Annotated in this window: 15 protein-coding genes and 1 pseudogene; 14 read left to right on the forward strand and 2 right to left on the reverse strand. The window is 65.8% G+C overall.

Translation table 11 applies throughout. The features are described from left to right. Position 1: 1 nt before the first annotated feature. From cysT to ACCQ10_RS05440, 4 genes are all read left to right on the forward strand, one after another. A complete protein-coding gene (cysT, locus tag ACCQ10_RS05425; protein ID WP_372362432.1) occupies positions 2 to 862 on the forward strand; it encodes a sulfate ABC transporter permease subunit CysT in 861 nt (286 codons plus the stop codon). Then, positions 859 to 1,812, forward strand: a complete 954-nt coding sequence (gene cysW / locus ACCQ10_RS05430) for a sulfate ABC transporter permease subunit CysW (RefSeq protein WP_047695388.1) — start codon at positions 859 to 861, stop codon at positions 1,810 to 1,812. Before cysT ends, cysW begins: the two co-directional genes overlap by 4 nt. A gap of 7 nt (positions 1,813 to 1,819) precedes the next feature. Next, positions 1,820 to 2,851 carry a sulfate/molybdate ABC transporter ATP-binding protein gene (locus tag ACCQ10_RS05435; protein WP_372363059.1) on the forward strand — a complete coding sequence of 344 codons (1,032 nt, stop codon included), beginning with the start codon at positions 1,820 to 1,822 and terminating at the stop codon, positions 2,849 to 2,851. Between the two features lie 309 nt (positions 2,852 to 3,160). Continuing rightward, positions 3,161 to 3,877, forward strand: coding sequence for a TorF family putative porin (locus ACCQ10_RS05440; RefSeq protein ID WP_372362433.1), 717 nt, complete (start codon positions 3,161 to 3,163; stop codon positions 3,875 to 3,877). A gap of 990 nt (positions 3,878 to 4,867) precedes the next feature. Here the strand turns inward: ACCQ10_RS05440 and tdh are convergent. Both tdh and ACCQ10_RS05450 read right to left on the reverse strand, forming a co-directional pair. After that, positions 4,868 to 5,902 (reverse strand): L-threonine 3-dehydrogenase, encoded by a 1,035-nt coding sequence (gene tdh / locus ACCQ10_RS05445; RefSeq protein ID WP_179455019.1) that lies wholly within the window; start codon positions 5,900 to 5,902, stop codon positions 4,868 to 4,870. Positions 5,903 to 6,432: 530 nt separating this feature from the next. Then, positions 6,433 to 8,847 carry a TonB-dependent receptor gene (locus ACCQ10_RS05450; protein ID WP_372362434.1) on the reverse strand — a complete coding sequence of 805 codons (2,415 nt, stop codon included), beginning with the start codon at positions 8,845 to 8,847 and terminating at the stop codon, positions 6,433 to 6,435. Positions 8,848 to 8,950: 103 nt separating this feature from the next. Here ACCQ10_RS05450 and ACCQ10_RS05455 point away from each other — a divergent pair, with 103 nt between their 5' ends. The 10 genes and pseudogenes from ACCQ10_RS05455 (at position 8,951) to ACCQ10_RS05500 (ending at position 20,445) form a co-directional block, all read left to right on the forward strand. After that, positions 8,951 to 11,032 carry a phosphocholine-specific phospholipase C gene (locus ACCQ10_RS05455; RefSeq protein WP_372362435.1) on the forward strand — a complete coding sequence of 694 codons (2,082 nt, stop codon included), beginning with the start codon at positions 8,951 to 8,953 and terminating at the stop codon, positions 11,030 to 11,032. Between the two features lie 29 nt (positions 11,033 to 11,061). Further along, positions 11,062 to 11,475, forward strand: a pseudogene (locus tag ACCQ10_RS05460) (S46 family peptidase); the annotation flags it as partial. A gap of 54 nt (positions 11,476 to 11,529) precedes the next feature. Next, on the forward strand, positions 11,530 to 12,174 hold the full coding sequence (locus tag ACCQ10_RS05465; protein WP_039412210.1) for a histidine phosphatase family protein: 645 nt from the start codon (positions 11,530 to 11,532) through the stop codon (positions 12,172 to 12,174). A gap of 103 nt (positions 12,175 to 12,277) precedes the next feature. Beyond that, a complete protein-coding gene (locus tag ACCQ10_RS05470) occupies positions 12,278 to 12,769 on the forward strand; it encodes a hypothetical protein (RefSeq protein ID WP_372362436.1) in 492 nt (163 codons plus the stop codon). Positions 12,770 to 12,916: 147 nt separating this feature from the next. Further along, positions 12,917 to 14,185, forward strand: a complete 1,269-nt coding sequence (gene folC / locus ACCQ10_RS05475; RefSeq protein ID WP_372362437.1) for a bifunctional tetrahydrofolate synthase/dihydrofolate synthase — start codon at positions 12,917 to 12,919, stop codon at positions 14,183 to 14,185. 68 nt (positions 14,186 to 14,253) lie between these two features. After that, complete coding sequence (locus ACCQ10_RS05480) at positions 14,254 to 15,333, forward strand: SPOR domain-containing protein (RefSeq protein WP_372362438.1); 1,080 nt, start codon at positions 14,254 to 14,256, stop codon at positions 15,331 to 15,333. Positions 15,334 to 15,549: 216 nt separating this feature from the next. Further along, positions 15,550 to 16,296: a CvpA family protein gene (locus ACCQ10_RS05485; RefSeq protein ID WP_184386748.1), complete on the forward strand. Its 747-nt coding sequence runs from the start codon at positions 15,550 to 15,552 to the stop codon at positions 16,294 to 16,296. Between the two features lie 30 nt (positions 16,297 to 16,326). Next, complete coding sequence (purF, locus tag ACCQ10_RS05490; RefSeq protein ID WP_372362439.1) at positions 16,327 to 17,793, forward strand: amidophosphoribosyltransferase; 1,467 nt, start codon at positions 16,327 to 16,329, stop codon at positions 17,791 to 17,793. 126 nt (positions 17,794 to 17,919) lie between these two features. Next, entirely contained in the window at positions 17,920 to 18,744 is an 825-nt protein-coding gene (locus ACCQ10_RS05495; RefSeq protein ID WP_372362440.1) for a ferritin-like domain-containing protein, read from the forward strand. A 447-nt stretch (positions 18,745 to 19,191) separates the two neighbouring features. After that, the gene (locus ACCQ10_RS05500; protein WP_372362441.1) at positions 19,192 to 20,445 is read left to right on the forward strand and encodes a zinc-dependent metalloprotease; all 1,254 of its coding nucleotides are present in this window, start codon (positions 19,192 to 19,194) and stop codon (positions 20,443 to 20,445) included. Positions 20,446 to 20,535 lie beyond the last annotated feature (90 nt).

The following is a 20,535-nucleotide window of genomic DNA, read 5'->3' on the forward strand; positions in this document are numbered from 1 at the left end:
CATGCGGACATCGGTTGCATCCGGCCCGGTGTCGCCATCGCGCCGGCGCGTGATGCCGGGGCTGGGCCTGAGTCTGGGCATCACCCTGACCTGGCTGGGCCTGATCGTGCTGATCCCGCTGCTGGGGATTTTCATCAAGACCAGTGGGCTGGGCTGGGAGGGGCTGTGGAAGGTCTGGAGCGAGCCGCGCGTGCTGTCGGCATTGCAGGTGAGCTTCGGCACTGCGTTTGCGGCCGGTGCCTTCAATGCGGTGATGGGCACCTGGGTGGCATGGGTGTTCGTGCGCTACAGCTTTCCGGGCAAGCGCTTGTTCGATGCGGTGATCGATCTGCCGTTCGCGTTGCCCACGGCAGTGGCCGGTATTGCGTTGACCGCGTTGTATGGCGGCAACGGCTGGGTCGGGCGTTGGCTGGAGGCGATCGGCATCAAGGTGGCGTACACCCAGCTGGGCATCGTGCTGGCGCTGGTGTTCGTGGGCCTGCCGTTCGTGGTGCGGGTGGTGCAGCCGGTGCTGGCCGAGAGCGAACGTGAGCTGGAAGCGGCCGCCGCCACGCTGGGCGCCTCACGCTGGCAGACGGTGTGGCGGGTGGTGCTGCCGGGGCTGTGGCCTGCGGTGCTGACCGGCTTTGCCCTGGCGTTTGCGCGCGGGGTGGGTGAGTACGGCTCGGTGATCTTCATTGCCGGCAACCTGCCCAATTCCACCGAGATCGCGCCGCTGCTGATCACCATCCGGCTGGAAGAATTCGACTACGCCGGCGCCACCGCGATTGCGGCGGCCATGTTGCTGCTGTCGTTCATGATCCTGCTGCTGGTCAATACGTTGCAGGCACGCCTGCTGCGCTATCAACGGAGGCCCGCATGAGCGATGCTGTCTCATCGTTGCCCTCCCTGTTGCAGACACGCACGATGACCGAGCAGGCGCGCCGTATCACCGACTCGGCCACCAACGAGCCGCGCTGGGTGCAGTGGTTGATGATCCTGGGCGCGTTGGCCTTCCTGCTGGCGTTCCTGCTGCTGCCGCTGGTGCTGGTGTTCGCCGAGGCGTTGCGTGGCGGCTGGGATACCTTCCTGCGCGCAGTGGTCGACCCGGATGCGTTGTCGGCGATCAAGCTGACGCTGATGGTGACTGCGATCGTGTTGCCGCTGAACCTGGTCTTTGGCGTCGCTGCGGCATGGGCCATCAGCAAGCATCAGTTCCGGGGCAAACGCCTGCTGGTCAGCCTGATCGACCTGCCGTTCTCGGTGTCGCCGGTGGTGGCAGGCCTGATCTTCGTGCTGATCTTCGGGCGCAGTGGCTGGGCCTGGCCGCTGATCGACGAAGGGTGGCGGGTGCAGCTGCCGGCGCTGGGCGAATTTGTGATCCAGCTGCCGCGGATCGTATTCGCGTTGCCGGGCATCGTGCTGGCAACGACGTTTGTCACTTTCCCGTTCATCGCGCGCGAGCTGATGCCGCTGATGGAGCAGCAGGGCAGCGATGAAGAGCTGGCTGCACTGAGCCTGGGCGCGAGCGGCTGGCAGATGTTCTGGCGGGTGACCCTGCCCAATATCCGCTGGGGGCTGCTGTACGGCGTGCTGTTGTGCGCGGCGCGCGCGATGGGCGAGTTCGGTGCGGTATCGGTGGTGTCCGGGCATATTCGCGGGCGCACCAACACGCTGCCGCTGCACGTGGAAATTCTCTATAACGAATACGCCTACAGCGCCGCATTTGCCTGCGCCTCGCTGCTGGCCTTGACCGCGCTGCTGACGCTGGCGTTGAAGACATATCTGGAATGGCGGCACGGCGATGCGCTGGCCGCCAACCACCGCCACTGAGGTGACCATGGGCATCCGCATCCACCGCCTGCGCAAGCAGTTCGACACCTTCACCGCGCTGGACGACATCACCCTGGACGTGCGCCAGGGCGAGTTGCTGGCCCTGCTCGGTCCCTCCGGTTCGGGCAAGACCACCTTGCTGCGGATCATGGCCGGGCTGGAGCATGCCGACGGCGGGCAGGTGCTGTTTGGCGACGAAGACGCCACCCGCATGAGCGTGCAATCGCGCCGGGTCGGCTTCGTGTTCCAGCACTATGCGCTGTTCAAGCATATGGACGTGTTCGAGAACATCGCCTTCGGACTGCGCGTGCGGCGTGGCAACGAGCGCTGGACCGAAGCGCGCATCCGTGCACGCGTGGAAGAGCTGTTGGCGCTGGTGCAGTTGCAGGGCCTGGAGCAGCGCTATCCCACCCAGCTCTCCGGGGGCCAACGGCAGCGCGTGGCATTGGCGCGCGCGCTGGCGATCGAGCCGCGCGTGCTGCTGCTGGACGAGCCGTTCGGTGCGCTGGATGCGCAGGTGCGTCGCGACCTGCGGCGCTGGCTGCGCGAGCTGCACGAGCGCACCGGCCTGACCACGGTGTTCGTGACCCACGATCAGGAAGAAGCGCTGGAACTGGCCGACCGCGTGGCCATCCTCAACCGCGGCCGCATCGAGCAGCTCGACACGCCGGCGATGATCTACGACAAGCCGGCCTCGCCATTTGTGTATTCGTTTGTGGGGGCGGTGAACCGCATTCCCGGGGTGCTGGCGCAGGGGCAGATCCAGGTGGCCGGGCATGCGCTGCCGCTGGCCAATGCCGCGCTGGCTGCAGGGCCGGTCGAGGTGTATGTGCGGCCGGAAGATCTGGTACCCGACGACACCGGCTGGCCGGCGACGGTGGCATGGTCGCAGCGCAGTGGGGCGCGTCTGCGTCTGCGCGCAACGCTGGAGCCGGCAGGCAACGAGGTGGAAGTGGAGCTGCCGGCGTCGGCCGGAAGTTTTCAGCCAGGGCAGCAACTACGCCTGGCAGCGCGCCACTACGGCGTGTTTCCTGCCTGACCTAGCCGGCTGGTACCAGCCGGGAATCGGGATGGGTGAGATAGCGGATTGGTGATGGGGATTGGGGCAGGGCAGGGATTCGCTTCGCTGTGGCCAATCCCGAATCCCCAATCTCCACTCCCGTCCCATCAAGATTCGGCTCCGCCGGTCGATGAGATGGAGGCCTGATCGGTGTCATCGGCTTGTGCAGGATGTGCGCTGGATCCAGCGAGCGCGACGTTCATGTTGCGCTGCAATGACAGTTCGACTAAGAAGTCAGTGCAGCTCGCTTCGCGCCATCCGCCCGCCCATCGCTCCAGGAGATGCCCCATGAAGCAGACCCCGCTCGCCTGTTGTCTGTCGTTGCTGTTGTTGTCTGTCGTGCCGCTGGCACAGGCGCAGGAGGAAGGCGCGCCTGCCTCGCCACTCAGCGGGACCTTTGCGGTGACCAGCGACTACCTGTTCCGCGGTATCTCGCAGACCAACGAAGACCCGGCGTTCCAGGCCGGGCTGACCTACAAGTTGCCGTATGGCTTTTACGTCGGCACCTGGGGTTCCAATGTCGACTACGGCGCTGGCGATCCGGATTGGGAAGTGGACGGCTTCGTCGGCTACAACACCGACCTGAGCGCCAACTTCAACCTGGATGTGATGGTGAACCGCTATCAATACCTGGGCGCGGGCGCATCCAACTACGCCGAGCTGATCACCAAGACCACATTCCTGAAAACCTACAGCCTGACCCTTGCCTACACCAACGATCTGTACGGCACCGACACGGACGGCTATTACTACGCGCTGGATGCCAATTGGGCATTGCCGCACAACTTCACCATCGGCGCCCATGCCGGGCACAGCATCTACACCGCGGCACTCAGCAAGGTGGACCACGACTACAATGATTTCGGCGTCAACGTGGGCAAGACCTTCGGCCCGCTGGGCCTGGCCGTGGGCTATTACGACACCAGCGAAGCGGCCGAATTCGGTTTTGGCCGGCAGAATTCGCAGAACCATCTGGTGGCAACGGCGACAGTCACCTGGCCGTAATGGCGATGGACTAAACAGCGGCTCTGACGAGTCGGCTGCGAAGGGGAGAGGCGGCAAGAGCGGCCGCGCGGATTCTTCGCCGCCTGTTTAAACGACGCTTTGCTTTAAATCTTGGTTGTTTTGTTTTGGCGTGATTGCATCGTGCGGATCGATCGCTTAGAGCGGTTGATCTGTGTCTTGGCTGCAGGGCCCTGCCCGCCCACCATCGCGGGACACGCTGCAAGTACGTCCTTGTAAGCTTCGTGGCGGCATCCATGCCGCCAAAGGGTCCCGCGACTGTGGGCGGACAAGGACCAGTCACGATGATCGATGCGCAGAGTGTTCAACCAGTAACCGACAACCTGCGCGATGCAGCATCTTCGTTCTTCAACAAACCACCAACGAACTGTCTGGTGCGTGGCCTCGCCGATTGCGGGACCGTTGGCGGCATGGATGCCGCCATCGAGCCTCCACGGACGGATTCACGGCGTGTCCCGCGAGCGGTGAGGGCACCGCGCCCTCGACGCTGAGGCTTGGCTGCAGGGCCCTTGCCCGCCCACCATCGCGGGACACGCTGCAAGTACGTCCATGTAGCTCCGTGGCGGCATCCATGCCGCCAAGGGTCCCGCGACGGTGGGCGGGCAAGGACCAGTGGAGATGGTCGTTGCGCGGAGTTTTTCAACAATCACCAGTAAACCGTCTGATGCGGGTTTCGTTCTTCAATGAAGCAACCAGCCAACTGTCTGGTGCGGTGTACTCGTCGCTTGCGGGACCGTTGGCGGCATGGATGCCGCCATCGAGCCGCTATGGACGGGTTAACGGCGTGTCCCGCAGGCGGTGAGGGCACCGCGCACTCGACCGACTGCGCTTTGTCTGCATCCTCGTCGACGTCGCGTGTATTGAAGCGCTCGCCTGCACCCAAGGATCACCCGCTGCGTTTTAAGCACTTCTGAAGACCGAAATACAAAAGGCGCCTCGCGGCGCCTTTTGTGTATCTGCACCATTAGCCAATCAATTCCAGCTCAACACAACCTTGCCGGCCTTGCCTTCTTCCATCAGGTCGAAGCCTTTCTGGAAATCGTCGATCGGCAACTGATGGGTCAGCACCTTGTGCAGCGGGAAACCCGACAGCACCAGCTGCGTCATCTTGTACCAGGTCTCGTACATCTTGCGGCCGTAGATGCCCTGCACGGTGAGACCCTTGAAGATGATCTTGTCCCAGTCGCAACCGGCGCCGCGTGGCATGATGCCGAGCATGGCGATCTTGCCGCCGTGGTACATGCAGTCGAGCATGTCGTTGAACGCGCGCGGGTTGCCGCTCATTTCCAGGCCCACGTCGAAGCCTTCCATGTGCAGGTCGGCCATGACGTCCTTGAGTGAGGTCTTGGAGACGTTGACCACGCGCGTGGCGCCCATGTCGGCGGCCAGCTTGAGGCGGAAGTCGTTGACGTCGGTGACCACCACGTTGCGCGCACCGATGTGCTTGCAGATGCCGGCGGCAATGATGCCGATCGGGCCGGCGCCGGTGATCAGCACGTCCTCGCCGATGACATCGAATTCCAGCGCGCAATGCGCGGCATTGCCGTACGGGTCGAAGAAGGCGGCCAGCTCGGACGGAATCTGGTCCGGGATCGGCCATAGATTGGACGCCGGCATCACCATGTATTCGGCGAAGGCGCCGTTGACGTTGACGCCGATGCCGACCGTGTTTGGGCACAGGTGCGGGCGCCCGCCGCGGCAGTTGCGGCAGTGGCCGCAGACGATGTGGCCTTCGGCCGAGACGCGCTGGCCCACCTGGTAACCGGTGACCGCCGAACCGAGCTCGGCCACGCGGCCGACGAACTCATGGCCGATGGTCAGGCCGGGGGTGATGGTGCGCTGGCTCCACTCGTCCCACAGGTAGATATGCAGATCGGTACCGCAGATGGCGGTCTTTTCCAGCTTGATCAATACCTCGTTGGGGCCTGGCGTGGGCACGGGAACCTGTTCCAGCCAGATGCCTTTGTTCGCTTCGCGCTTGACCAGCGCCTTCATCGTCTGCGCCATCTGGCGGGGCCTGCTGAGTGAAAGATAAGCCGCCGATTATATGCGGGGGCCAGGCGTATGCATGTGGCGGTGCAAGAGCAATGGTCCCGGCGCAGTCCGGGTCGGGAGGTGGTGGTGATGGGCGGGTTGGCGGACAGGATGCGTCTGTTGCCGGGCGGTTGCCCCCATCCGCCCTTCGGGCACCTTCCCCCGCAGGCGGGGGAAGGGCAGGGAAGTCGAGCGACAGGGAAGTCAGCAAGCAGGGACGTCGACAAGGAGGGGGCCGCCGGGCAAGACCGGCCACCGCTCGGGGATGGCGGAAAGGAAAAGCGGAGAAGGCAAAAAGTAGATGAGGCCGAGAACGGCAGGGGCAGGGAAGACGGAAAGCAGGTGAGGCGAGATACGGATAAGCCGAGCAAGCGTGAACCAATGGGAACGGACGCTGCGGACCGGCTTGAGGCGTCAACGCACTGTCGGCCTACCTTCTCCCGCGCGCGGGAGAAGGTGGCGCGTAGCGCCGGATGAGGGCGCTTCAGGCGCTGCAGCGCTACTTAGAACTTCACATCCAGGCTCATGAAGTACTGCCGTGGCGCACCCACCACCATGGTCTGGTTGTAGCCGTCCGGATCGGAGGCGACGTAGCCGTTGGTGCCGGTGCTGGCGAAGTAGCGCTTGTCGGTGAGGTTGGTGATGTTGAGGGCGAGCGCGACATTCTCGACCGGGCCGACGCGGCCGAAGTCGTAGCGTGCGCCTGCATTGAATAGCCAGTACGACGGCACCTGCGAGTCGTTGAGGAAGGTGATGTAGCGCTTGTCGACGTACTTGCCGTCCAGATCCAGGCGCAGGTTGCCGAACTGGTAGCTGGCACTGGAGGAGAACATCAGCGCCGGAATGCCGACCACGTCCTTGCCGGAGGTGGCGACCACGCCGTTGTTGAGGTAATCGTCCTGATAGCGCGAGCGGTTCCATGACAACGAGTTCAACCAGCTCAGGCCTTCGACCGGGCGCCACATCAGCGCCAGATCCGCACCGGCGCTGTGCACCGCGCCGACATTGCTCAGGATCGAGGCGCAGGTCTGCACCGCGGTGCACGGGGAGGTGGTCAACAGGCGGTTGGAGAACTTGGTGAAGTAGGCATCGGCCGAAAGCTGGAACTGCTCGTCCTGCAGGCGGTAACCCATCTGCACGGTTTGCGATTCTTCCGGCTCCAACGTGGAGCGGCTGCGGTCGAAGGCGGCCTGCGAGGTGGCGAACGGAGTGAAACCGAAAGCGGCGATGTTCTTGCTGTAGGACGCGTAGATGTCCTGGCGCTCGTCGAGTTTGTAGTTCACGCCCACCTGCGGCAGGAAGTTGTCTTCGGCACGGACGCGGCCCTGCGCCAGTGCGGTGGTCGGCACCAGCGATTGCGCGCGTGTGGTGGTGTCCAGCGCCTTTGCGCCGTAGTTCAGCGTCAGCCGGTCATCGAGCAGGCGCACGGTATCCTGCAGGTACAGCATGCGGGTCTGGGTGGTGTAGCGTTGCTGGAAATCGCGGCGGAACGGGGTCTGTGCCTCAAGGACGTTGTATAGCGAGGTATAGCCCTCGTTGCCGAGCGCGAAGTAATTGCGGCCCTGCGTGGTGCGCGCGTTTTCCGCCCATGCACCGACTTCCAGATCGTGATTGCCCCACGACCACTTCAAGGCGCTGGTGCCGCCAAAACGATCCAGACCATAGTCGGTGGTACGCATCGACACCGGAACCTGCGCCGAGGTGGCCACATACGGCGTCACCCATTGCCCTTCGCCACGATTGGCGTGGTAGTAGCCGGTGGCATCGAGCGTTGCGCCACCGAACACGAAGGTGCCGGACAGGCCGGCGAGATTGTCGCGACGCAGGCCGCCGCCGGCGTAGTAGCTGGCATCGAGCCAGCTGTAATCGCTGGGCAGTCCGGCCAGCGATTGCGGGTAACCGTTGGCCACGCCGCTGGTGGCGCCGGTGTTTTGATACGCACGCGCCATCTGCACGGCGGTGGCCCAGTCCGGCTGCAGGTAATCGTAGTCCCAGCCCAGTGCGCGCTGGCTGGTCAACGACAGATCCATGTAGTCGTATTCCTTGCGCCGCGAGGTATCCACGAACAGGCTCAGGCGGTTGCCGTCGCCCCACTGGTACACGGTCTTGAGGTTGGCCTGTTCGGAGGTCTGGTCGCCGAAGCCCTTCCACTTGTCGGTGCTGGCATTGGCGTAGGACAGGTACGCCGACAAGCCGTTGCGGTCGCCGGTGTCGGCGCGCACGAAGGTGCGGCGCGTCGCATCGCTGCCCATCGTCTGCACCAACCGCGCGCCGGGCGTGGTCTGCGGATCGGCCGAATAGAACTGCATGGTGCCGCCGAGATTGGTATTGGAGGCGGTGCCGAGCGCGCCGGCGCCTTGCGCGATTTCCACCGAGCCAAGGTTTTCCGAAATGATGGTGCGGGTGATGTGCAGGCCGTTGGTGACGCCGTAACTCATGTTGCCCAGCGGGATGCCGTCGAGCGTGTAGCCCAGACGGCTCTGATCGAAGCCGTGCAGGGTCACCTGCGTGGACCACTCATAGGTGCCGAACGGGTCGGCGGACTGGAACTGCACGCCGGGAAGTTTTTCGACGGCCTTGAAGGCGCTGCTGCCCGGTGTGAGTTGTTCGATGTCCTGGCGGCTGATGCGCTGCACCTGCCGCGTGCTGCCCTGAGAGACCACGTTGATGGCGTCCAGCTGCGTTGCATTGCCTGCGGCATCGGCCGGCGTTGCCGGTGCGTCGGCCATGCTGGCGGTCACCGGGTCGGCGGCCTGCGCCATGACGGGAAGCAGCGCGGCCAGGGCGAGCGCCAGCGGAGTGACATCAAAACGACGAGCGGAAGTCATGGGGGAATCCTGTTCGAGCACGGCTGAGGGCGGACGCGCGGTGCAACACCGGCGTTTCGCGACGCAGGGTGTCAACGGCTCATGAAACATTGATGACGGTGGCTGTCGCAAAACTGTCGTGCTCGCCCGCTATACACCTGCTCTGCAGCCGCATTGCGCGCTGCATTGCATGGGCTTCGCTAGGAACTTGGTCATGACGTCATCTGCTTCGCGCCGCGATTTCCTCAAGCGGGTTGCTGCACTCACTGCGGCCGGGGCGCTGCCTTCGTCGATCGGGCGCGCGCTGGCGCTGCCGGCCAATTCGCGCACCGGCACGTTGCGCGACATCGAGCATGTGGTGATCCTGATGCAGGAAAATCGCTCGTTCGATCATTATTTCGGCGCACTGCGCGGCGTACGCGGATTCGGCGACCCGCATGCGTTGCAACTGCGCGACGGCAACCCGGTCTGGAGCCAGCCCGCGGCCGATGGACGGCGCCTGTTGCCGTTCGCGTTCGATTCGCAAACCACCTGCGCGCCGCTGATCAAGAGCCTGGATCACTCCTGGAAAGCCGGCCACGGGCAGGACCCGGCACGCTGGGCCGAATACGACGCCTGGGTGCCGTACAAGGGCGAGCTGACGATGGGCTATTTCCAGCGTCAGGACATCCCGTACTACCACGCGCTTGCAGACGCCTTCACCATCTGCGATGGCTATTTCTGCTCGATGCACGGGCCGACCAATCCCAACCGCATGTACCTGTTCACCGGCACCAGCGGCCTGAGCGTGGGCGACCTGCGCGCACAGGTGGCCGACAACGCCGACGATGGCAACTGGACTGCCGACATGGCACGCGACAAGCCCGGTTACGCGGCGATGGGCTGGACCACCTATGCGCAGCGGTTGCAGGCCGCCGGCATCGATTGGCGCGTGTATCAGGAATACGACAACTTCGGCTGCAACTCGCTGGCGTATTTTGCGCACTACCGGGGGCTCGATCGCGCCGACGAGCGCTATCGGCGCGCACGTGCCTGCGTGCCTGGGTCCACCGCAGAAAACGCAGCACACACCCAGGCCGATCACCTGATTGCGGCCGTTGCAGCCGATGTGCAGGCCCATCGCCTGCCGCAGGTGTCGTGGGTCATTCCGCCCACCGCGTATTGCGAACATCCCGAAGCACCGCCGGCCTACGGCGAATCGCTGGTGGCGCGTTTGATCGACGCGCTGACCTCCAATCCGGAGGTCTGGGCCAAGACTGCATTGATCATCAACTACGACGAGAACGACGGCTTCTTCGATCATGTGCCGGCACCGCTGCCGGCGCTGGATGCACGCATGGGGCGCAGCAATGTCGATGTGTGCGGCGAGTCGTACAACGGTGTGCCGGTCGGCCTGGGCATCCGCGTGCCGATGTTGGTGATCTCGCCTTGGACGCGGGGCGGCTGGGTCAATTCGCAGGTGTTCGACCACACCTCGGTGCTGCGCCTGCTGGAGCGTCGCTTCGGTGTGGCCGAGCCGAATATCAGCCCATGGCGTCGTGCGGTCAGCGGCGATCTCACCAGCGTGTTCGACTTCCGCAAGCCGGACGATTCGGCGCTGAGCGCCTTGCCCTCCATCGACGACTACCGTGCGCGCATGGCCGCGATCCGCAACAAGCCGAAGCCGGCGCCACCGGGAACGGCGCGCATGCCGCGCCAGGAGCCTGGGCAACGTCCGGCACGCGCGTTGCCCTACGCCCTGCAGGTGCATGCGCGCGAACACGCGGGCGAAGCGCTGCAGCTGCAGTTCGTCAACACCGGCACCGCGGCGGCGGCCTTCAATGTCTACAGTGGCGCCGCCAGCGGCGGGCCCTGGTATTACACCGTGTTGCCGGGCACGCAGCTCGACGATGTGCCGCTGGGCGCTGCACCAGATGGCGCGTATGCCTTGCGCGTGCACGGGCCCAATGGATTCCTGCGCGAGTTTGCCGGCGTCGTGCGGCCCGCATCGGCGCAGCAGGCGGCGCCGTGGCTGGAAGCGCGGCAGGAGGGCGATGCGCTGGTGCTGGAGATCGGCAATGCCGGGCAACAGGCCTGCACGCTGCAACTGCGCGCGCTGGACCACGGCGACCCCCGTCCACGCTCGCTGCAGCTGGCCGGTGGCCAGCGCCAGACCATCCATCTGGCGCGGGCGGCAAGCGATCACTGGTACGACGTGGTGGTGGAGCAACCGGGTGCGGCATTTCGCCGCCGGCTGGCAGGGCATCTGGAAACCGGCCGGCCCAGTCGCAGCGATCCGGCGTTGGGACGCGCCTGAGCGGAGGCCTGCCGCTGCGTGCATCCGCGGGCGTGGCGTGCACGCCGTTCACCACGCGGGGTGGTTTGGCCGCCAAAGGCACCTGGCGCCGCCCCGTTCGACGCGCCCAAGCCGTCGCTGACGGCGATCAGGGCCAAGCGCTGCCGGTTCGAAGATACGCGCCTGGGCTCGGTGCCGGTCAACTTCGTGTCGGAGATGGACATCAGTGGCAGCAACGCCGGCGTGGCGGTAATGGATGCGCAGGGCAGTTGGTCGGTCTGGGGTTCGACGGCAACCGGGGGTCGGCCAGCAGCGACTGGACCTCCGACCCGGCGATGACCCGCTCGACCGCTGCACAAAGCGATCTGCGCTGGATCATGACTGTGGTGGCGCCCGCATTGCAGGTACCGAAGGCGCCGGGTGTGCGCTGGGTCGGCCGGGCAGGGGGCGGGGAGCGGTTATGATGCGGTCCGGTTTCGCCGCAGCGAGCCGCCCCTCCCCCAAGGAACTCTCAGCGCATGCGCATCCTGCTTGCTCGTCACGGCGAGACGCCGTGGAACGCCGAAGGCCGTTACCAGGGCCAGATCGATATCCCGCTGTCGCCGGTGGGCGAAGGGCAGGCACGTGCGCTGGGCGAACGGCTGCACACGCTGCAGATCGACCGCGCAGTGGCCTCGCCGCTGTCGCGCGCGCAGGCTACCGCCAAGGCTGCGTTGGGTGCATCGCGCGAAAGCCTGCTGCAGACCGATGCCGACCTGCAGGAAATCGCCCATGGCGAGTGGGAAGGCCTGCTGGCCAGCGAGATCAACGACAAGGATCCCGCCCGCCTGCGCGCCTGGCGCGAAGAGCCGGACACCGTGCTGATGCCGGGCGGCGAATCGTTGCGTCAGGTGCTGGACCGCAGCTGGCGCGGCCTGGCGCGTGCCGCCGATGGGCTGGGTGCCGACGACACCTTGCTGGTGGTTGCGCACGATGCGGTCAATCGCGTGATCCTGTGCAAGATCCTCGGCCTGCCGCTGTCCAAGCTGTGGAGCTTCCGCCAGGCGCCCACCACGCTAAACCTGCTCGAAGGCGACGACGTCGATCATCTCGAAGTGGTCCGTTTGAACGACTGCGCCCACCACACGCCGTTTTTCGGCGAGGCCAAGCATCGGGCGTTGTAAGACGACCTAGGCAAGGCGCCAGGGCACGCAATGACGCGTCACACCGTCGCAATCCGCGGCTGGCCGAACGCCGTTCGTTACACGCTGTTTGCGAGTGCGATCGGTGTTGGTGCTCGGGGCGTTTTCCGATCTCATTCCCGCACCGTTTCTATCCGGACAACGCTGGATCGCACCGATGTGGCTGCTGGGTGCTGGATTGACGGCGTTTGTCGTTGTGCAGGCGTACCGCGGCGGTGGATGGAAGGCGGTCATCGGCAAGCACGTGGTCAATACAATTTTGGCGGTCTGTCTCGCGCCGCCGTTACTGGGTTTTTTGTGTTGGCTGGTGCTGGCCAGAGGTGGGCCTTGGGTCTACACGCGCATCGCCGGTGCTGAGGTTGAAGAAGTGCATGTCATGCAGGCCGCCTATGTACGCACTGCGCGGACCTGCAAATACCGGTTGAGTGGCGGGCCGCTCGCGCATCGGTTTCCAGGCCATCTGTGCATCGACGAAGCACTGTACCGACGTCATCCGGAGCAGCAGATGCCGGTGCGGTTGCGTGGTCAACGGTCTGCGCTGGGCATGCGTATTGCGGTGGTCGCTGAAGACGCTTGACTGTGTGCGTGGCGGCGTTCGCCAATGTGCTGGTCGATTTCGTGCACTTCGTTTGACGAAGCATCGCGATGTCTTGAGCAGCCCTGCAGTGTGCGTTGCACAAGTACAAACGGCAATAATGTGACCCTCTTTCGTGCAACCCTTGCCATGAACGCCACCGACTCTCTCTCCGACTGGCTCGCCTACATCGAGCAGCAGCATCCCAGCGTCATCGACATGGGCCTGGAGCGCGTGCGCGAGGTTGCGGCGCGCCTGCAGATCGAAGCGCCCGCCAGGCACGTCGTTGTCGTGGGCGGTACCAACGGCAAGGGCTCGACGGTGGCCTTCATCGAGGCGATCGGGCGCGCGGCCGGCTGGAAGGTGGGCGCCTACACCTCGCCGCATCTGCTGCGCTACAACGAACGCGTGCGCATCGACGGCAACGAGGCCAGCGACGCACAGCTGGTCGAAGCGTTTGCTGCGGTCGAGGCGGTGCGCGGTGATACCACGCTGACCTATTTCGAATACGGCACGCTCGCCGCGCTGTGGCTGTTTCAGCAGTCCGCGCTGGAGTTGGCGGTGCTGGAAATCGGCCTGGGTGGGCGCCTGGATGCGGTCAACATCGTCGATTCGGACGTGGCGGTGATCACCACCGTGGATATCGACCACACCGACTGGCTGGGCGAGGATCGCGAAGCGATCGGCACCGAGAAGGCCGGCATCATCCGCGCCTGGAAACCGGTGGTGCTGGGCGAAATCGACCCGCCTTCCAGCGTGCTGCGACGCGCTTACCAACTGGGCGCCAATGCCATCCGTGCCGGCAGCGATTACTTCTTCGAGCCGATCGACGCCCGGCAATGGCGTTGGCGCGATGTGGCCGTGACCCTGGAGCTGCCGATGCCGGCCCTGCTGGCGCCGGTGCAGCTGGCCAATGCCGCAGCCGCCATCGCGGCGCTGCAGGCGCTGCCGATGGACGTGCCCGCAGCGGCCTGGGCGCAGGGCATGACCGACGCACAGGTGGCGGGGCGCCTGCAGCGCATGGACGTCGCCGGCGTGGAGGTGCTGCTGGATGTGGGGCACAACCCGCAGGCTGCACGCGCGCTGGGTCAGGCACTGGCCGCGCAGCCGATCGCCGGCGTCACCCATGCCGTCTATGCCGCGCTGGCGGACAAGGATGCGGTGGGCGTAGTGGAGGCAGTGGCGGCGCAGGTGGATCACTGGACGCTGGCGGGGCTACAAGGCGTCCGCGCCCAATCGGCGCAGGCCTTGCAGCAGCGTCTGCAGGGCACGGCCGCGGCCCAGGCGGCGTGTCATGCCGATGTCGCGCATGCGCTACGCGCGGTGCTGGCCGCCGCCCGGCCCGGCGACCGTGTATTGGTCTTTGGCTCCTTTCTTACCGTTGCCGACGCGCTAACCGTACTTCGTTCAGCCCACTAGGGTCGGCGGGGTGGCGCCGGCCTTATAATCGCCGCGGCACCCCGCCACGCCGCCTTTAGCTCTCTTCTGTGGACACTGCTCTGAAACAGCGACTGATTGGCGCCATCGTTCTGGTGGCACTTGCCGTGATCTTCCTTCCGATGCTGGTCAAGGGCCCCGCGCCATCCAGCGGCGTGGCCGACGTCCCGCTCGAAGCGCCTGCCGCGCCCGGCAATGGCGAATTCGAAACCCGTGAATTGCCGCTGGTCACCCCGGGCAATGCACCGGCTGGTGGCGCCTTGGGTATGGCGGGTGCCCCCGGCGCGCCTGCAGCGGTGCAGGACAACCCGGATGCCGCCGATCTCGCCAACCCCTCCAGCGCGCCGTCGGCGCCAGAAGTGGCGGCCGGCAACTACGCGGTGAATTTTGGCGCATATGCCACCAGCGCCGATGCCGATGCGGTGATTGCGCGGCTCAAGCAGGCGCAGTTGCCTGGCTTCAGCGAGAAGACCCAGATCGGTGGTCGCCCCGCCTGGCGCGTGCGCGTGGGGCCGTATGCCGATCAGGCCCAGGCCGAATCGGCCCGCCTGCAGGCAGTGAAGGTGCGCAGCGACGTCAATGCGCAGGTGGTGACGCTGGACGCGAATGCCGCCGCACCGGCACCGGTCGCGACGCCGACGCCCGCGCCGACTGCTAAACCGAGCAGCAGTGTGGCCGCTGCCAGCGCGCCGGCTGCGCCAAAGACCGAGAGCCTTCCGCCGGAACCGGCCAAGCCGGTCGCAGCGGCACCCAAGCCGGCCGAAGCGCCCAAGCCGACACCCGCCCAGCCAGACGTTGCCAAGGCAGCGCCGGCCAAGCCAGAACCTGCCAAGCCCGAAGTTGCCAAGCCGGTTGCCGCTGCGCCGACCGCGCCGCCAGCACCTGCCGCGAGCGGCGTCGGGTTTGCCGTGCAGCTGGGCGCATTCGGGCGCGCCGAAGATGCCGACGCCCTGCGCGACCGCGTGCGCGCCGCCGGCTTCAGCGCCTTCGTCGAACAGGTTCGTACCGACAAGGGCGCGCTCAACCGCGTGCGTGTCGGGCCGGTGGCCAATCGCGGCGATGCCGAGCAGTTGCGTGCGCAGGTTGCCGCCAAGGTCGGCATTTCCGGCATGGTGCGCCCGCATCCGTAAACGCCTGCGCCGGCCGCAAGCAAGCGCGGCCGCTGCGTGTGCGGCAGCCGCTCGTACACTGCACGGCTGGCGCACCGCCATGTGTCCGCTAGCTGCCCGCATTGCGCTGCCGGCTGCGGCTGGATTTTTTGAACGCCTCGCACCCACGGAGGGGAGGGCAATGACGACCGAGCCAGAGTGCAGCAACGGCGCGCGCGCCGCGCGGAGACCTCGCCAGTGATCGACATGGTGCTGGGCGTCATCATTGTGGTGTCGGCGTTGCTGGGGCTGCTGCGCGGCTTCGTCGCCATCGTGGTCGGCACCTTGTCGTGGCTGCTGGCCGGCTGGGCCACCTTTCTGTTTGGCGGCGCGGCGGCGCGCTGGCTGGCCGATGGCAAGCATCCCTCGGCTACCGAGTCGTTCGGTGGCTACGCCATGGTGTTTGTCGGCGTGCTGATCAGCGTGGCGGTGATCGGCATGGTGATCCGCGCCGGCGTGGACGCGGTCAAACTCGGTGGCACCGACCGCATGCTCGGCTTCGGCCTGGGCGTGGTGCGCGGCGCGTTCTTGGCCAGCGTGCTGGTGCTGCTGATGGGCTTCACCCCGCTGCCGCGGGAGCCGTCCTGGCGCCAGTCGGTGCTGCTGCCCATGCTCCAGCCCGGTGCGGGCTGGATGCGCGCGCAGCTGCCGGCCTGGCGGATGCCATCGATGGAGATGCCATCGATGGAACTCGGCAACTTGCCAACGGAGTTGGGGAAGTTGCCCTCGGCAGGCGATAATACGGACCTGGGCAAGGCACTTGGCGGTTCAGGCCTGAGCGACACCATCACGCGTGCGCTTGGCAAACCCGGCAAAGCTGCCAGCGACGGACGCGATCCGACGCAGGCGATGCCGGCCAATATCGATCCGGCGCAGGTTCGCGGCGGAGAAAGCGACCCGGCTCGGGTCGAATCCCAAGGCCAGGCACGGCCACCTTCACAGTAACGGCGCAAGCCGAAGCGGAGAACGCGCACCATGTGTGGCATCGTCGGTATTGTCGGCAACCAGAACGTCGCCGGGCAGCTGTATGACGGCCTGACCGTCCTGCAGCATCGTGGGCAGGACGCCGCAGGCATCGCCACCGCAGACGGCACGCGCCTGCGCGTGCAAAAAGCCAATGGCCTGGTGCGCGACGTCTTCGACGAAAAGAAGATGGCGGTGCTGGAAGGCCGCGTCGGCATCGCGCATTGCCGCTACCCGACCGCCGGCTCGGAAGGCATGGACGAGGCGCAGCCGTTCTACGTCAACTCGCCCTACGGCATCGCGTTGGCGCACAACGGCAACCTGATCAACACCGAGGCCTTGCGCCAGCAGGTGTTCGAAGCCGACCGCCGCAACATCAACACCGATTCGGACAGCGAAGTGCTGCTGAACGTGTTCGCCTACGAGCTGGACGCGCAGCGCATGCTCACCCCCGAAGCGGCAATCCGCGCGGTGGCCGGTGTGCACCGCCGCTGCAAGGGCGGCTACGCGGTGGTCAGCGTGGTACTGGGCCTGGGCCTGGTGGCGTTCCGCGACCCGCACGGCATCCGTCCGCTGGTGCTGGGCAAGCGCGAGCACGCCGAAGGCACCGAATACATCGTGTCCTCCGAATCGGCCGCGCTGGACATCCTGGGCTATCAGCGCGTGCGCGACGTGCGCCCGGGCGAGGCGCTGGTGATCACCGCGCGTGGCGAGCTGTTCTCGGAAGTGTGCGCTTCGCCGACCAACAACGCGCCGTGCATTTTCGAATATGTGTATTTCGCGCGTCCCGATTCGATGATCGACAACATCTCGGTGCACAAGGCGCGCATGCGCATGGGCCTGAAGCTGGGCGAAAAGATCCTGCGCCTGCGTCCGGACCACGACATCGACACCATCATCCCGATCCCGGACACCTCGCGCGATGTGGCGCTGGAAATGTCCAACGTGCTCGGCGTGAAATACCGCGAGGGCTTCGTCAAGAACCGTTACGTGGGCCGCACCTTCATCATGCCGGGGCAGGGCGAACGGCAGAAGTCGGTGCGTCGCAAGCTCAATCCGATCCATCTGGAATTCCGCAACCGCGTGGTGCTGCTGGTGGACGATTCCATCGTGCGCGGCACCACCAGCCGGCAGATCGTGCAGATGGCGCGCGACGCTGGCGCACGCAAGGTGTACCTGGCCTCGGCCGCGCCGCCGGTGCGTTACCCCAACATCTACGGCATCGACATGCCGGCGGCCGAAGAGCTCATTGCGCATGGCCGCAGCGAGCTGGAAATCCAGGAATTCCTAGGCTGCGACTGGCTGATCTACCAGGATCTGGAAGACCTGGAAGTGGCCGTGCGCGAAGGCAATCCGGAGATCAAGCAGTTCGATTCCTCGTGCTTCAACGGCGAGTACATCACCGGCATCGAGCTGGGCTATTTCGAACGCATCCAGCAGCTGCGCTCGGACGATGCCAAGAAGCGTCGTCGCGCCTGAGTCACCGCGGTGGCGCGTCCGACTGGCCGCGCTGATGCTGCCGGCAAGCTGTGCAAGGCAGGACGCCTGCGGGCGCTTGCGGGCGTGCTGGGTGGCTGCTGCAAGCGGTCACTCGTGGCCGACGGCATGAGCATCGGTTCGTTCGAACGCACCGATCTGTTCGCTGCTGCGCGCCTGTGCCTGGACCAGGCCGACCCGCTGCAGAAAGTTGCACTGACCCAGCAGTACGCCGCGGCCTTTCGCGCAGGCCATCTCATGATCGATTCGGCGGCGCCTGCGCCCGAACCGATCCGCATGCCGGGGCGGCCGCCAACACCAATCCTGGTACATCCACGCGAGCTGCCGCGACGCGGATTGGGAACATCGGAAGGGCGCGCCGCGTTCATCCATGCCATCGCCCATATCGAGCTCAATGCCATCGATCTGGCCTGGGATGCGGTGTATCGCTTTCGCGGGCTACCCGAGGGGTTCTATGCCGATTGGGTGGCAGTTGCCGACGACGAATCGCGCCACTTCATGCTGCTGCGCGCGCGCCTGCAGGCGCATGCCCACGACTATGGCGACTTTGCCGCGCATAACGGCTTGTGGGAAATGTGCGAGAAAACCGCGCACGACGGCCTGGCACGCATGGCCCTGGTGCCACGCGTGCTCGAAGCGCGTGGCCTGGACGTGACACCGGCGATGATCGTCAAGCTGCGCTCGCTCGGCGATGCGGCAACCGCCGACGTGCTGGACATCATCCTGCGCGAAGAAGTGGCCCATGTCGCGGCCGGCTCGCGGTGGTACCGCTGGTATTGCGAACAGGCCGGCGTCGAGCCGCGTGCGCGCTTCAAGGCCCTATTGCGCGAGTACGCCGGCGGCTACCTGCATGGGCCGTTCAATATCCAGGCGCGGTTGCTCGCCGGGTTCGATAAGGATGAACTGGCCGATCTGGTGGAGCAGGCCGGCTGATCGCTGCGCCGATGCGCGCACGAGACGGTGTGGCATGCGTGCCGACACCGCCCCGCCGAACGCGTGCACCGATCAGCCAGTGTCGCTGTCATTTGGTTTGACCCAACGCCAAGCGGTGCGCCGACCGTACCGGTCTGCCGTTGTCCCGCTCTGCGCATGGCCCAACGCAACGCCCCCCGCATGTAGCGGGGCAGCGTGCTGCCCAGATTCTGCACGTGTCCTCGCCGCTGCGTTCCCCCGGTGCCGAGACTGACCCACCGGACTGTGCGCTGGTTCCTCCCATGTCGCCGCCGGAATCGCATCCAGTCATCGGCAAACATCACAAAACTGTAATTTTCCTTTGTAACAACTTGCAATCTGTCCTTTGTGGCGCGCCCTAATGACGTCCCGGGGACAGGGGCCCGGTGTTTCGCATCCGTAACTTCCATGTCTAAGGAGAGAGAGACGATGAAGTCGAAGTCGATGTGCACCACGCTGGGCCTGGTGGCCATGTGCCTGGCCGGGTCGGCCGCCGCTGCCGGCAAGCCGCTGTACCAGACCGGCCCGGCGCTCAGCCGCAGCGCCACTGCCACCGCTGCAGCCGAACCTGCGCTGCAACGCCTGCTGACCGCCCCGTCCACTGCCAACGCACAGGTGGTCCAGCTCGACGCCGGCGCGGTGACCGCGACGGAAAAACTGCTGGAACTGCAGCTGGACGGCCAGACCATCACCGCCACCCAAGCCAAGGTGGATGCGCTGGAAGGCGGCGACAGCGTCTGGTACGGCAACCTCGGCCCGCGCGCCGGCACCCGCGCGCGCACCTTGTCGGGTGTGGACCCGTTGAACTCGGCCATCCTGGTGCGTAGCGGCGACACCGTCACCGGCACCATCCGCTACGCCGGCAAGCTGTATCGCCTGCGTCCGTTCGCCGATGGCCGCCACGTGCTGGTGCAGGTGGACGAGCAGCGCATGCCGCAGGAGCATCCGGCCGAATACAGCCTGCTGCCGCGCTTCGACATGCCCGGCGACGGACGCGTCACCGCCGCTGCCGCATCGTCCGGCAGCCCGGCCACCATCCGCGTGCTGGTGGTGGCCACCAACAAGGCGGTCACCGCCTATGGCGGCAACATGCAGTCGCTGGTGCAGCTGGCGGTGGCCGAGGCCAACCAGGGCTACATCAACAGCAACGTGGGCATCACCCTGCAACTGGCGCGCTACGAGACCACCAGCTACACCGAAACCGGCAACTTCACCACCGACCTGCAGCGCTTCCGTGTCACCAACGACGGCTACATGGACAGCATCCACACCAGCCGCAACACCTACACCGCCGATGTGGGCGTGATCGTGCTGGACAACAGTAGCTACTGCGGTCTGGCGTCGGGGATCGGCTCGACCGCCGCAAGCGCCTTCGCCTCGGTGTACTGGGATTGCGCCACCGGCTACTACAGCTTCGCGCATGAAATCGGGCATCTGCAGAGTGCGCGCCACGATGCCACCAACGACCCGAGCACCTCGCCCTATGCGTACGGCCATGGCTACCGCTACGGCAACAGCTGGCGCACCATCATGGCCTACGACTGCACCAGCGGCTGCCCGCGGTTGAACTACTGGTCCAACCCCAACATCAGCTACAACGGCGTGCCGATGGGCAATGCCAGCACCGCCGACAATCAGCGCGTGCTGGTCAACACCAAGGCCACGATCGCCGGCTTCCGCTGATCCTGCTGCGCGTTCCACACGGTCCGGCACCGGCAGGTGCCGGGCCAATGCGCTACACCCGGGCACGGCGATCGCGCAGACTAGACGCAC

The sequence above is a fragment of the Xanthomonas sp. NCPPB 1325 genome, assembly GCF_041477645.2.
GTDB lineage: Bacteria > Pseudomonadota > Gammaproteobacteria > Xanthomonadales > Xanthomonadaceae > Xanthomonas > Xanthomonas cannabis.